Below are 12,461 nucleotides of genomic sequence, written 5' to 3'. Positions count from 1 at the left end.
CGCGTCGAGACGATAGAAAAGGAGGGTGCTGCATCTGCTCGCCGTCCTCGCCGCCGCGCTGCTGTTCGGGACGACGGGAACCGCCAACGCCCTCGGTCCGGACGACGCCTCGACGCTCTCGGTCGGCGTCGCGCGGATGGTGGTCGGCGGCATCGGGCTCGCTGCCCTCGCGTTCCTCCTCGCCACCCGGTTCCGCCGGCGGACGCCCGACCGGCGGCGCCCCGCGCTCACCTGGCGCCCGCTCGCGCTCATGGCGGCCACGGGGGTCGCGATCAGCCTCTACCAGCCGCTCTTCTTCCTCGGCACCGAGACCAACGGCGTCGCCGTCAGCACCGTGATCGCGCTCGGGTCCGCTCCCGTGCTCGCCGGCATCCTCGAATGGGCGATCTCGCGCCGGGCGCCCTCCGGATTGTGGATGGCGGCCACCGCCCTCGCCGCGGTGGGTGTCGTGCTGCTGGGGATCGGCGGCGCGTCGGGCACGGGTGGCGTCGACGGCGCCGGTCTCGCCGCCGCCGTCGGCGCCGGCGCCTGCTTCGCCGTGATCGCCAACGCGCAGCGGCGCCTGCTCGACGCGGGATGGGACGCGTTCACCGTCGTGGGCTCGATGGGTGCCGGGTCGGCCGTCCTGTGCGCCGCGGCGATCCCCTTCGTCGACCTGAGCTGGGCGGCGACGCCGTCCGGGCTCGCGATGGCGCTCTGGCTCGGTCTCGCGACGATCTCCCTCGCCTATGTGCTCTTCACGTGGGGCCTCCAGGGGCTGACGGCGGCTACGGCTGCGACGCTGACCCTCGGCGAACCCCTCACGGCGACGGTGCTCGGCGTGACGGTGCTCGGCGAGGGACTCTCCCTTCTCGCGGTGACGGGCCTCGTCGTCCTGGCGGCGGGTCTCGTGACCCTCGCTTGGGGGTCGCGCCGACCCCGCGACCCCGCCCCGTTCGCCGTGGAGGCCTGACGTGCCCGCTCCCCTCGACATCCGCCTCGACGACCTCACCGGGCGGGCCAGCACCGCCCTCGTGCGGCAGCACCTCGCCGGCATGCACGCGCAGTCCCCCGCCGAGAGCGTGCACGCCCTCGACGTCGGCGCGCTGCGGCATCCGTCCGTCACCGTCTGGTCGGCGTGGCGGGACGGCGGGATCGCCGGGATCGGGGCCCTCGCCCGCCTCAGCGCGACAGACGGCGAGCTGAAGTCGATGCGGGTCGCCGACGCCCACCTCGGCACCGGCGTCGGCCGCGCGATCCTGCGTCACATCCTCGCCGCGGCGCGCGCCGACGGCCTCACCCGGGTCTGGCTGGAGACGGGGTCGGATGCCGCGTTCCTCGCCGCGCGCGCGCTGTACGCGAGCGAGGGGTTCGTCGAATGCGAGCCGTTCGGCGACTACCGCCCGGATCCCGCCTCGACCTTCATGACGAGAGAGCTCTGAGCCGCCGGGTCACGCGGGGACGACGACGGCGACCGCGAACGCCGCGACGCCCTCTCCGGCACCGGTGAACCCGAGTCCGTCCGTCGTCGTCGCCGACACCGCGACGGGAGCGCCGAGCGCCTCGGACAGCACCCGCTCCGCCTCCGCGCGCCGCGCGGCGAACCGCGGCCGGTTCGCCTGCACCTGCACGCTGACGTTGCCGATGCGCCATCCCGCCTCGCCGGCGAGCGCGCGGGTGCGGGCGAGGAACGCCGCGGCGTGCGCACCGGCGTACTCGGGCTGGTCCGTGCCGAAGTGCGTGCCGATGTCGCCGAGCCCCGCAGCGGCCAGCACCGCGTCGACGATCGCGTGCGCGACGGCATCCCCGTCGGAGTGCCCGTGGAGTCCCGGCTCCCCCGGCCACTCGAGGCCGGCGAGCCACAGCGTGCCGTCGCCGCCGAAGGCGTGGACATCGGTGCCGATCCCGACCCGCGGGATCGCGACCGGCGCCGCGGGTACGACCGGCGGGATCGGCGAGACGAGCGCGCGTGCCCGGTCGAGGTCGGCCGACGTCGTGATCTTGAACGCCCGCTCGTCGCCGGGGACGGTGCGCACGACCGTGCCGGCGGCCTGCAGCAGGGCGGCGTCGTCGGTGTGGTCGGCGGCGGCATCCCGATACGCGTCGTCGAGGACGGCGCGACGGAAGCCCTGCGGCGTCTGCGCCGCGGCGAGGATCGACCGGTCCACCGGCTCGACGACCGTGTCGGCGTCGATCCGCTTCAGGGTGTCGACGACGGGCAGCACGGGGATGACCGCGTCCGACCCCGCAGCGACCGCGTCGATCACGCGGGCGAAGACCTCGGGCGGGGTGAGCGCGCGGGCGGCGTCGTGGACGAGGACGATCTCGACGTCGGACCAGACCGCGGCCAGTCCCGCCGCGACCGACGACTGCCGGGTCGCCCCGCCGGCGACGACCGAGACCAGGTCGCCCCGATCACCGGCGGCCTCGTGGGCCTCGGTCGTGGCGTCGCCGACGCGGTCGGCGGGGGCGACAACGACCACCTGCGCCTGCGGGGCCGCGAACACGCCGCGCAGCGCGTGACGCAGGATCGTGTGCGCATCGATCCCCACGAACGCCTTGGGCGCGTCGGCCCCGAGCCGGGTGCCCGACCCCGCAGCGACGACGATGACGGCGACACGGGGAACGGGAATGATGCTCATGCCTCCGAGCGTACCGACGCGTGTGCGCGCGGGCGGCGTCGCAGGAGGAACACGGCGACGGCCAGCAGTACCGCACCCCCGACGGCGATCGGCAGGTCGAGGAACCACTCCATCACCGCGAACGGCGGGACGAACGCGCACGCCCAGGCGAGGGCAACGACCGCCCGGGGCGGTGTCGGCCCGAGCGTACCGAGGGCCTCCCATCGCGCGATGGCGAGGGAGAGCAGGAGCAGGACGGCCAGCACGACGACGAAGAGGATCGGCCGCGACCACCACCAGGCCTCGGACGCCGGTGTCGGCGCCGCCCCGGGGATGAGCAGGCTGACGCCGGTGAGGGCCAGCATCACCGGCAGGTGCCAGAGGTAGATCGTCATGAGCCGGGACCCGAGGACGAAGACGACCCCCTGCATCGCGCGGAGCGACATGAGGCGCGCGAGCGCCGGCTTGAGCAGTCGCAGCAGGCAGGCCTGGGCGATCCCGAGGACCACGAGCGGCACCGTCGGCGGATTGAGGTTGCCGAGCATGCTGGTCGAGTACGGTCCGACCGCCGTCAACGGCCACAGGAGCAGGTAGCAGGCGGCCGCGATGCCGACGAGGTTGAGCGGATGCCGCCGGTCGAACCATCCGTCGGCGTACCAGAACCCGAACTGCTGCACGAGGGGCCAGACGAACAGCAGGTTCAGCAGGCCGACCTCCTCGACACCCGACGAGAACCGCGCCACGTCGACCACGACGACCCCCAGGGCGAGGACGACGAGCGTCGCCACCGGGCGGCTGGCGTGGCAGGCCGCGAGGAACGGGACCGCCGCCTGGCACAGGAGATACGCCGCGAGGAACCATAGCGGCGACCCGGCGCCCACGGCGGCATCCGACACAAGCTGCGCAGGCAGACCCGCCGCCGTGGCGACGCCGAGGACCACCGCGAAGAAGACGAAGAGGGGCAGGGCGGGCTGCGCGAGACGGAGCGTGCGCGTGCGGATGAAGCCGGCGGCATCCCCGCCCTTCGCCGTCCATGACCGCCAGCCTGTGGCCGCGGCGAATCCGCCGACGACGAAGAAGAGCGGCATGATCTGCCCGACCCACGTCGCCGCGTCGAACCACGGCTGCTGTTCGGCGGGGCGAGATGCGACGAGACCGCCGTCGGGTCCGGGTCCGATGCCGACCTGCACGAGGTGCACGACGATGACGAACAGGACGCAGACGACCCGGGCGAGGTCGAGGGTGAGGTCCCGTCGCGCGAGGTCGACGGCGGCGGGTGCGGCGCGGGTGGTCACGGCCTCATCATGGCGCGCGCATCGCTCGAACGCACGCATGCGGTTCCGCGGCAAACGAAGAACGGCCGGCTGAGCAGCCGGCCGTTCTTTCGTGGTCTCAGGAGGCGAGGACCTCGTCGAGGACGCTGGACGCCTTGTCCTCGTCGGCCTTGAGGGCCAGCGCGATCTCGGAGATGAGGATCTGCCGCGCCTTCGCCAGCATCCGCTTCTCACCCGCGGAGAGCCCGCGGTCCTGGTCGCGGCGCCACAGGTCGCGCACGACCTCGCTCACCTTGATGACGTCACCCGACGCGAGCTTCTCGAGGTTCGCCTTGTAGCGACGCGACCAGTTGGTCGGCTCCTCGGTGAAGGGTGCGCGCAGGACGTCGAAGACCTTCTCGAGCCCGTCCTTGCCGATCACGTCGCGGACGCCCACGAGATCGACGTTGTCCGCAGGAACCTCGATGATGAGGTCGCCCTGGGTGACGTTGAGCTTCAGGTATTTCTTCGTCTCTCCCTTGATGACGCGATCCTTGACCTCGATGATGGTCGCAGCGCCATGGTGCGGATAGACGACGGTTTCGCCAACCTCAAAAAGCATGCAGTTGTGTCCTTTCGGCAACCTCCAGAATACCACAGGCGACATACGCTAGAGTTCGCCGCCCCCTCCGCCCGGCCCCGCCGTCGTGACCCCATAGGATGAGAGGGCCGCCGTTCGTGTCATCTGGAGGATCCGTGAAATCGCGTCTCATCGCGTCCCTCGCCCTGGGCGCCGCCGTCGTTCTGGGAACCACGGGCTGCAACATGCTGGCCCCGCAGGCGACGACCATCCAGTATTCGGCGTCCGACGGCGTCAACATCCCCGAGTCCGGGCCGCTGAAGGTCCGGAACGCCATGATCATCGCCAACGAGGACGGCTCGCTGGGCAACCTCATCGCCGGCATCGTCAACGGCACCGATGAGGACCTGGTCCTCAACGTCACCGTCGGCGACCAGCCGCAGCGCGTCGACGTCCCGGCGAACAGCACCGTCAGCCTCGGCGTGACGCAGGCTCCGCTCCTGTTCGACGACACCGGCAAGCCCGGCTCCGACGTCGACGTCTCGTTCCAGTCGGGCGAGGGCGAGGGCGTCCGCGTCGCCGTCCCCATCCTCGACGGCACGCTCCCCTACTACACCGAATTCGTCCCGACGCCCGCCGCGACGGCGACGACCACCGGCTGACACCCCCGTCACGAAGGCCCCCACCGCGAGGTGGGGGCCTTCGTCGTCGAGGGGGGCGCTCAGGCCTCGAAGCGGTAGCCGAGTCCGCGGACGGTCAGCAGCATGACGGGGTCGCTCGGGTTCGTCTCGATGCGCGAGCGGATGCGCTTGATGTGGACGTCGAGCGTCTTCGTGTCGCCGAAGTAATCGCTCCCCCACACCCGGTCGATGAGCTGCCCGCGCGTCAGCACGCGGCCGGCGTTGCGCATGAGCAGTTCGAGGAGCTCGAACTCCTTGAGCGGCATCGAGATCTCCTTACCGTCGACGGCGACCGTGTGCCGGTCGATGTCGAGGGTGACCCGACCGCCCTGGATGATGCGGTCGTCGACGTCGAGCTCGTCGCTGTCCGCACGGCGCAGCACGGCGCGCATGCGGGCGAGCAGCTCGCGCGAGGAGTAGGGCTTCGTGATGTAGTCGTCGGCGCCGAGTTCGAGCCCCACGACGATGTCGACCTCGCTGTCCTTCGCGGTCAGCATGATGATCGGCACCTTGGAGGTCTGCCGGATGACGCGGCACACCTCGGTGCCCGGCATCCCCGGCAGCATGAGGTCGAGCAGGACGATGTCGGCGCCGCGCGATGTGAACGCGTCGAGGGCCAGGCCGCCGTCCTCGGCGATCTCGACCTCGAACCCCTCCCGTCGCAGGAGGTAGGCGAGGGGGTCGGCGAGGTCGGGTTCGTCTTCGACGATCAGGACTCGGGTCATGAGGCTTTCCTTCTGCTGGGCGCCTTCGCGCCGATCTTCTTCTTCTTGGGCTTACGGGTGGTGGAGGCGTCGACGGCGGCGAGGGGCAGGCGGATCGTGAAGGTCGACCCGCGGCCGGGGCGCGACCAGAGGTCGACCGAGCCGCCGTGGCGCTGGACGGCGTGCTTGACGATCGCGAGCCCGAGTCCCGTGCCACCGGTGCGCCGGGACCGGGCCTGGTCGGCGCGGTAGAAGCGCTCGAAGACGCGCTGCTGGTCCTCCTCGGGGATGCCGATGCCATGGTCGGCCACGGCGATCTCGACCGCGCCGTCGGCCTCCCGCACGCCGACCCCCACCTGCGCTCCGGGCGGCGAGTAGGCGATGGCGTTGGCGAGCAGGTTGCTGACCGCCTCGGTGAGGATCTGGCGGTCGCCGCGGACGAACAGGCCGCGGTCGCCCCCGCGGGCGACGCTGATCTCGGCGGACTCCGCCGACACCGCGAGCGACTCGATCGCCGCGCGGACCACCTCGTCCACCGAGACGTCGCGCATCTCGGAGATCTCGTCGGCGGACTGCAGGCGGGAGAGGTTCATGATGCGGGAGGTCAGCTGCCCGAGGCGGGTCGCCTCGGCGCTCAGACGCCTGACGAAGTGACGCACCTGTTCGGGGTCGTCGGCGGCGGACTCGATCGCCTCGGCGAGGAGGGTGACGGCGCCGACGGGGGTCTTGAGCTCGTGCGAGGTGTTCGAGACGAAGTCGCGCCGCATCTGCTCGACGCGCTCGCGCTCGGTGATGTCGCGGATGACGATGAGGGTCAGACGCGGGGTGATGACGCTCGCCCGCGCGGCCACGACGCGCGGCTCGACGCCGCGGTTGAGCGTCATGTTCTCGGTCGCGGGGAGCCCCGTCTGGCGGGCGCCGCGCACGAGGGCGCGCAGCCGCTCGGCGTCGAGGCTCTCGTTCACCCGCAGCGAGAAGACCTCCGCCGTCGCGGAGGCGGCGAGGACGAGCATCGACGGATCGACGACGACCGCCGCGTCATCCATGGCCTGCAGGACGGATGCCGTGCCCTCGGGGAGCTCGGTCGAGGTCACGAGCCGGGTGCGCTCCCGCGAACGCGCCGCATAGAACACGAGCGCGGCCGCACCACCGCCGACCAGGAGCCCCACGACGAGCGCCAGCAGCTCGAGCTGCGTCGAATCCATGACCCCAGCGTAGGGTGGGCACACCCCCGCCATCGGACGGAAATCGGCCCGTAGGTCGGTCACCGCCGACTGTTCACCGTGTCGGCACCGACCGTTAACCTGAGCGCGGGAGGATCGCCGAGGTCTCTGCGCGACAGTCGCGCCCCTCACCCGCCCGCACGAAGAGAAGGTGCTCCATGCGCGAAGTTTTCCACCAGTCCCTCGAGGACGTGCAGACCCGTCTCGTCGAGATCTCCGAACTCGTCACCGTCGCCATCGAGAAGGCCACCCGAGCCTTCGCCACGAGCGACGTCGCCCTCGCCGAGGACGTCATCGACAACGACCAGGTCATCGATGACAAGGCCATCGAGCTCGACGAGCTCGCCATCGAGATCCTCGCGCGCCAGCAGCCCGTCGCGCGCGACCTGCGCATCGTCGTCGCGGCGCTGCGCGTGAGCGCCTCGCTCGAGCGCATGGGCGACATCGCCGAGCACATCGCCCAGCTGACGCGGATGCGCTTCCCCGAGCGGGCGGTCCCGAAGGGACTGAAGAACACGTTCACGAAGATGGGCGAGATCGACACCGAGGTCGCCCGCACCCTGGCCGACCTGCTGCGCACCGAGGACCTGTCGCTCGTGAGCCGCCTGCACGAGCTCGACGACCAGCTCGACGCACTGCACCTCGCGGTGTTCGAGAAGGTCCTGAGCGACAACTGGCAGGGCGAGGCATCCGCCACCGTCGACGCCACGCTGGCCTCCCGCTACCACGAGCGCTTCGGCGACCACGCGCTGTCGGTCGCCAAGAAGGTGTCGTACCTCGCGACCGGAACCTGGGCCGCCGACACCGAGGGCGTCGACCTCGAGGTCTGAGCCGCCGCAACGACGAAGAGCGGATGCCGCGAGGCATCCGCTCTTCGTGTTCCCGGCGTGAGGCGGGTTACTTCTTGCCCTGCGAGGCGACCGCGGCGGCGCCGGCAGCGGCGGCGTCGGGGTCGAGGTACTCTCCCGGTCCGATCGGGACGAGGTTCTCGTCGAGGCGGTACACGAGCGGGATGCCGGTGGGGATGTTGAGCTCGGCGATGTCGTCGTCGCTGATGCCGTCGAGGTGCTTCACGAGCGCGCGCAGCGAGTTGCCGTGGGCGGTCACCATCACGGTCCTGCCCGTCTTCAGGTCGGGGACGATCTCGCTCTCCCAGTAGGGCAGCAGGCGGTCGATGACGATCTTCAGCGACTCGGTGCGGGGCACCTCGCCATCGATGCCGTCGTAGCGCACGTCACCGACCTGCGTGTACGGGTCGTCGTCGGAGATGTCCGGCGGCGGCACGTCGAACGAGCGACGCCAGAGCATGAACTGCTCCTCGCCGAACTCCTCGAGGGTCTGCGCCTTGTCCTTGCCCTGCAGCGCGCCGTAGTGGCGCTCGTTGAGGCGCCACGACCGCTTGACCGGCACCCACAGGCGATCGGCCGCGTCGAGGGCGATGTTCGCGGTCTGGATGGCGCGGGACAGGAGCGAGGTGTGCAGGATGTCGGGCAGCAGACCCGACTCCTTGATCAGCTCGCCGCCGCGCTGGGCCTCGGCCTTGCCCTGATCGGTGAGACGGACGTCCACCCACCCGGTGAACTGGTTCGACTTGTTCCACTCGCTCTGGCCGTGCCGGAGGAGGATCAAGGTGTAGGGGGCTGTCATGCCCGCAATCCTACCGGCGCGGCGGGTGCGATCATGGGGGCATGACGCGCTCCGATCCTGTCGTCGGACAGGTGACCCGGGGGACGACGAACACCAACCGCCTGCGCCGTGTGGACCGTTGGATCGCGCGGCATCCGGTGCTGCGCCGGACCGCCGATCCGCTCGTGGTGGATCTCGGGTACGGCGCGAGCGGGGTGACCGCGTTCGAGCTCGAAGCCCGGCTGCGGCGGGCGCGTCCGGACGTCGAGGTGCTGGGGCTGGAGATCGAGCCGGCCCGCGTGGAGCGCGCCCGCGCGCAGCTCGCGCAGGTCCGTGCGGGGGCGGGGGTGTTCGCCGCGGATGCGCGCGTGTCGTTCGCGCGCGGCGGGTTCGAGGTGCCGGTGCCGGACGGGCGCCGCCCGGCGGTGATCCGTGCGTTCAACGTCCTGCGTCAGTACGACGAGACCGACGTGCCCGCGGCGTGGGAACGGATGGCGTCGCGCCTGCGCCCGGACGGGATGCTCGTCGAGGGCACGTGCGACGAGCTCGGCAGGATCTCGACCTGGCTCGAGATCGGGCCGGATGCCGCACCCCGCTCGCTCACGATCTCGTTGCGGCTCGCGGGGCTCGACTCCCCCGCCGTCGCCGCCGAGCGGCTGCCGAAGGCGCTCATCCACCGCAACGTCCCGGGCGAGCGGGTGCACGATGTCCTCGACGCCCTCGACCGCGAGTGGACGCGGGCGGTCGCCGCGTCGTCGTTCGGCCCGGTCCAGCGGTGGCGCGCCGCCCTCGACGCGCTCGTCGCGGCGGGGTGGCCGATCGGCGGGCGGAGCCGGTGGCGACTGGGCGAGTTCACGGTGCCGTGGGAAGCCGTCGCGCCTCGATGAGCGGCGCGCGTCAGACCCGCGGGAGCAGCGCGCGGGCCTCGTCGGGGCGCAGGCCCGTCGCGCACAGCAGGTCGGTCGCGAGCGGCCGCAGCGCCGTGATGAGGGTCTGGTCGCCGAGCGATCCATCGGGGACGAGGGCGACCGGGTCGAGACGGGCCGCCACCGCGGTGAGCACCTCCCGCGCCGCCGGCTCGTACGAGATGTCGGTCAGCGACGAGGCGACCAGGTTCGCGCCGCGCACCAGCTCGAGGAGCAGATCGGCGGTGACGTCGCGCTCGCGACCGTCGTCGCTCAGGTAGACCGCGCGGCGGGCGACGACGCGAAGGTTGCGTACCGCGAGGTCCATGGCCTGCCGCATCCGTTCGAAACGTTCGAGCTCGAAGCGCTGTCGACGGAGGAACGGCGAGATGCGGGCGATCGCCGCGCCCGACTCGACCGAGACCCGCCAGTCGTCGACGCGGCCCTGCAGCTCGCGCGCCTTCTCGAGCCCGCGCTCGGCGCGCACGCGGCTGCCACGACGGAGGCCCTGCGCGACGGTGCCGGCGGCGCCCTCGAAGGCAGCGAACAGGCGCGTCGCGTCGGCCAGGGCGGTGCGGAGCGGGCTGCGCGGGATGAGGGCCGTGACGAGCAGCGCCATCGCACCGCCGATGAGGGCGTCGAGCAACCGCAGGAACGGGGTCTGCGAGGGGACGACGACCACGATGATCGACTGGATCGCCGCGGCGATCGCGAAGCCCGCCTGCGGCGAGACGAATCGCGCGATCGACAGGCTCACCCCGAGGGTGAGGGCGAGCTGCCACCACCCGCTGCCGGCCGCGAAGACGACCAGCTCGGCGACGAAGACGCCCAGCACCATGCCGATGACGGTCTCGAGCACCCGCCACGGCCGGGCGTCGCGGACGAGCCCCAGGCTCGAGATGGTGACGGTCGCCGCGATTAGCGGAGCCGGGTGGCCGAGGCCGTAGTGCGCGATCGAGAACGCGGCGCTCGCAGCGACGACGAGCTGCACGATCGCGACGGCGGACCCCCGCAGGCGCGCCCAGCCCTCACGCGGATACCTCCGGGCGGTGGGCACCGGAACCGTGGCGGTCGGCTCGGGCGCCATCGTCAGCGGCGCTGCGACAGACGGGGCAGACGCGGGACGGATGCCGCACGCCCGGCATCCGGCGGAACGACGACCTCCTGCGCCGCGGCGATCTCGCCGTCCGCGACGGCCACGGTCAGCGCCGCGTCGACGGGGACGGACCGCTTCAGGATCGCGAGGGCGATGGGGCCCTCCTCGTGGTGGCGGGCGACGGAGGTGATGGCTCCGACCTCGGCGCCGTCGAGGCGGACCGGCGCGCCCGGGTCAGGCAGCTCGGCATCGGAACCGTCGAGCTGCAGCGCGACGAGGCGACGCGGCGGGTGCCCCAGGTTGTGCACCTTGGCGACGGTCTCCTGGCCGCGGTAGCAGCCCTTGTCGAGGTGGACGGCCGTGCGCAGCCAGTCGACCTCGTGCGGGAGGGTCCGGCCGTCGGCCTCCGTGGCGGCGCGGGGACGCCACGCGGCGACACGCAGCGCGTCGACGGCGAGGTGTCCGGCCAGGCGGACGTCGCCGCGGACGGCGGCGGCGGCGAGCTCGTCGAGCATGGCCCGCGGCACGATCGCCTCGGCCCAGTCGCGCTCGGCACCGGGGTGCGGTTCGACCGGGGAGTATCCCCACCCGCCGGGGCTCACGCGGGGCCACGGGTCGCACCACACGACGGCGGCGCCCAGGGCGTCGACGGCGGCGGCGGTCCCGCCGACGACGGCGTGGTCGGCGGCGTCCTGCGGGTCGACGCGCAGGCGGAACCTCATCCGCGTCAGCCAGGTCAGCAGCGCGTCGGCGCGGTCGCGGTCGACGATGAGCCAGGTGCGCTCCCCGTCGTCCACGACGGATGCCGCGTGCTCGACGTGCCCCTGCGGGTCGAGGACGAGCAACTCGGTGCCGACTCCGGGCGCGAGGGTCGTCAACGCCTGCGAGGTGATGGAGTCGAGCCACGAGAGACGGTCCTCGCCGGAGACGGTGAGGACGGCGCGGTCCGCGAGGGGCGCGACCGCGGCCCCACTCGCGAGGTCGCGCTGCTCCCGCACCGGATTGCCGACGTGGGCGAGCCCGCGGTCATCGAGGACAGCACCGGGCACGGCCGCGAAGGCGTCGGCGGTCATTGGACCCTCGCGAGTCGAGCGGAGGCGTGGGACGACAGGTCCGAGCCGAGCGCGGCGATGTCCCACGCCCACAGCAGGTGCCCGTCGACGAGCCCGTACATCCGGGTCGCGGCGCCGTACTCCTTGGCGCCCGCGGGGCGGACGATCGCGTCGGTGGCGATATCGATGCGCGGACCGCGCACCTGGCCGAGGTAGAGCTCGCTGATGCCGTCGGAGTGCACGAGCGCGACCTCGATCTCGAAGCCGTCCTCCGCCGTACGGAGAGCCTCGACGTCGTGCACCGTGCGCGCGTCGACGCGAGGTGCGAGGGCCGGCAGCAGCGCGGGCCCAGGATCCTGCTCGGTCGCGGGGCGGGACAGCCGCCAGTACCCGGTCTCGGCGACGAGGTCGCGGCGGCGGCCCTCGGCATCCTCGAACCAGGCGGTCGCCGCGTAGTTCAGGGCGTCGCCACCGTCATGGCTGAAGCTCACGCGGTGGGAGAACTCACCCGACATCGTGCGACCCTGCGCGTCGTACTCGAGGACGCCGGTGCCCTCCCACACGCCGAGGAGCCAGGAGAGCGGGACCAGATCAGCCGGAAGGTCGGTCGGCAGATCGATCACGATGTCAGCGCTGACCGCGGTAGAGGTTCCAGACGACGACGCCGGACACGAACGCGATCGCGAGCGATGCGAGGCCGAGCAGCCCGACGAAGAAGAGTTCGAGTGCGACGAGATCCATG

General features: G+C 72.2%; 14 protein-coding genes. 5 read left to right on the top strand and 9 right to left on the bottom strand.

Annotated features, from left to right (window positions below; all coding sequences use genetic code 11):
- Positions 1-25 precede the first annotated feature (25 nt).
- Together AYL44_RS09995 and AYL44_RS09990 are read left to right on the top strand one after the other, a co-directional pair.
- Positions 26-952 (top strand): EamA family transporter, encoded by a 927-nt coding sequence (locus tag AYL44_RS09995; protein WP_064003137.1) that lies wholly within the window; start codon positions 26-28, stop codon positions 950-952.
- Between the two features lies 1 nt (position 953).
- Positions 954-1,421 carry a GNAT family N-acetyltransferase gene (locus AYL44_RS09990; protein ID WP_064003136.1) on the top strand — a complete coding sequence of 156 codons (468 nt, stop codon included), beginning with the start codon at positions 954-956 and terminating at the stop codon, positions 1,419-1,421.
- A gap of 9 nt (positions 1,422-1,430) precedes the next feature.
- Here AYL44_RS09990 and AYL44_RS09985 read toward each other — a convergent pair whose 3' ends face one another.
- The 3 genes from AYL44_RS09985 to AYL44_RS09975 all read right to left on the bottom strand — a co-directional run bounded on the left by AYL44_RS09985 (position 1,431) and on the right by AYL44_RS09975 (position 4,475).
- Complete coding sequence (locus AYL44_RS09985; protein ID WP_064003135.1) at positions 1,431-2,621, bottom strand: bifunctional 2-C-methyl-D-erythritol 4-phosphate cytidylyltransferase/2-C-methyl-D-erythritol 2,4-cyclodiphosphate synthase; 1,191 nt, start codon at positions 2,619-2,621, stop codon at positions 1,431-1,433.
- Positions 2,618-3,895 carry an acyltransferase family protein gene (locus AYL44_RS09980; RefSeq protein ID WP_064003255.1) on the bottom strand — a complete coding sequence of 426 codons (1,278 nt, stop codon included), beginning with the start codon at positions 3,893-3,895 and terminating at the stop codon, positions 2,618-2,620. Before AYL44_RS09980 ends, AYL44_RS09985 begins: the two co-directional genes overlap by 4 nt.
- A 97-nt stretch (positions 3,896-3,992) precedes the next feature.
- A complete protein-coding gene (locus tag AYL44_RS09975) occupies positions 3,993-4,475 on the bottom strand; it encodes a CarD family transcriptional regulator (protein WP_064003134.1) in 483 nt (160 codons plus the stop codon).
- 134 nt (positions 4,476-4,609) lie between these two features.
- On the opposite strand from AYL44_RS09975, the gene AYL44_RS09970 reads away from it, so the two are divergent.
- Positions 4,610-5,095: a hypothetical protein gene (locus tag AYL44_RS09970; RefSeq protein WP_064003133.1), complete on the top strand. Its 486-nt coding sequence runs from the start codon at positions 4,610-4,612 to the stop codon at positions 5,093-5,095.
- Between the two features lie 59 nt (positions 5,096-5,154).
- On the opposite strand, the gene AYL44_RS09965 is transcribed toward AYL44_RS09970, so the two are convergent.
- Entirely contained in the window at positions 5,155-5,838 is a 684-nt protein-coding gene (locus AYL44_RS09965) for a response regulator transcription factor (RefSeq protein ID WP_064003132.1), read from the bottom strand.
- Positions 5,835-7,022: a sensor histidine kinase gene (locus AYL44_RS09960; RefSeq protein ID WP_064003131.1), complete on the bottom strand. Its 1,188-nt coding sequence runs from the start codon at positions 7,020-7,022 to the stop codon at positions 5,835-5,837. Before AYL44_RS09960 ends, AYL44_RS09965 begins: the two co-directional genes overlap by 4 nt.
- Positions 7,023-7,198: 176 nt before the next feature.
- Between AYL44_RS09960 and phoU the strand changes: the two genes are divergently transcribed.
- Positions 7,199-7,870, top strand: a complete 672-nt coding sequence (gene phoU / locus AYL44_RS09955; protein WP_064003130.1) for a phosphate signaling complex protein PhoU — start codon at positions 7,199-7,201, stop codon at positions 7,868-7,870.
- A 67-nt stretch (positions 7,871-7,937) separates the two neighbouring features.
- Here phoU and AYL44_RS09950 read toward each other — a convergent pair whose 3' ends face one another.
- Positions 7,938-8,687: a phosphoglyceromutase gene (locus tag AYL44_RS09950; RefSeq protein WP_064003129.1), complete on the bottom strand. Its 750-nt coding sequence runs from the start codon at positions 8,685-8,687 to the stop codon at positions 7,938-7,940.
- Positions 8,688-8,728: 41 nt separating this feature from the next.
- On the opposite strand from AYL44_RS09950, the gene AYL44_RS09945 reads away from it, so the two are divergent.
- Positions 8,729-9,553: a class I SAM-dependent methyltransferase gene (locus AYL44_RS09945; RefSeq protein ID WP_064003128.1), complete on the top strand. Its 825-nt coding sequence runs from the start codon at positions 8,729-8,731 to the stop codon at positions 9,551-9,553.
- Between the two features lie 10 nt (positions 9,554-9,563).
- Here the strand turns inward: AYL44_RS09945 and AYL44_RS09940 are convergent, their stop codons facing one another.
- Genes AYL44_RS09940 through AYL44_RS09930 form a run of 3 tightly spaced genes read right to left on the bottom strand, consistent with a single transcriptional unit; the run spans position 9,564 to position 12,342 of the window.
- The gene (locus tag AYL44_RS09940; RefSeq protein WP_064003254.1) at positions 9,564-10,628 is read right to left on the bottom strand and encodes an FUSC family protein; all 1,065 of its coding nucleotides are present in this window, start codon (positions 10,626-10,628) and stop codon (positions 9,564-9,566) included.
- 32 nt (positions 10,629-10,660) lie between these two features.
- Entirely contained in the window at positions 10,661-11,740 is a 1,080-nt protein-coding gene (locus tag AYL44_RS09935; protein ID WP_064003127.1) for a YgfZ/GcvT domain-containing protein, read from the bottom strand.
- On the bottom strand, positions 11,737-12,342 hold the full coding sequence (locus AYL44_RS09930) for an FABP family protein (RefSeq protein WP_064003126.1): 606 nt from the start codon (positions 12,340-12,342) through the stop codon (positions 11,737-11,739). Before AYL44_RS09930 ends, AYL44_RS09935 begins: the two co-directional genes overlap by 4 nt.
- Positions 12,343-12,461 lie beyond the last annotated feature (119 nt).

It is taken from the genome of Microbacterium oleivorans (assembly GCF_001644225.1).
In the GTDB taxonomy this organism is placed as follows: Bacteria; Actinomycetota; Actinomycetes; order Actinomycetales; family Microbacteriaceae; genus Microbacterium; species Microbacterium gawkjiense.
Note: the sequence above shows the minus strand (reverse complement) of the source record. Positions and strands in the feature narration are given on the sequence as shown.

Excerpts from the sequence above, each read along its gene's own strand:
- AYL44_RS09985 (WP_064003135.1), bottom strand. The coding sequence starts at position 2,621 with ATGAGCATCATTCCCGTTCCCCGTGTCGCCGTCATCGTCGTCGCTGCG.
- AYL44_RS09975 (WP_064003134.1), bottom strand. The coding sequence starts at position 4,475 with ATGCTTTTTGAGGTTGGCGAAACCGTCGTCTATCCGCACCATGGCGCT.
- AYL44_RS09965 (WP_064003132.1), bottom strand. The coding sequence starts at position 5,838 with ATGACCCGAGTCCTGATCGTCGAAGACGAACCCGACCTCGCCGACCCC.
- AYL44_RS09960 (WP_064003131.1), bottom strand. The coding sequence starts at position 7,022 with ATGGATTCGACGCAGCTCGAGCTGCTGGCGCTCGTCGTGGGGCTCCTG.
- phoU (WP_064003130.1), top strand. The coding sequence starts at position 7,199 with ATGCGCGAAGTTTTCCACCAGTCCCTCGAGGACGTGCAGACCCGTCTC.
- AYL44_RS09950 (WP_064003129.1), bottom strand. The coding sequence starts at position 8,687 with ATGACAGCCCCCTACACCTTGATCCTCCTCCGGCACGGCCAGAGCGAG.
- AYL44_RS09945 (WP_064003128.1), top strand. The coding sequence starts at position 8,729 with ATGACGCGCTCCGATCCTGTCGTCGGACAGGTGACCCGGGGGACGACG.
- AYL44_RS09935 (WP_064003127.1), bottom strand. The coding sequence starts at position 11,740 with ATGACCGCCGACGCCTTCGCGGCCGTGCCCGGTGCTGTCCTCGATGAC.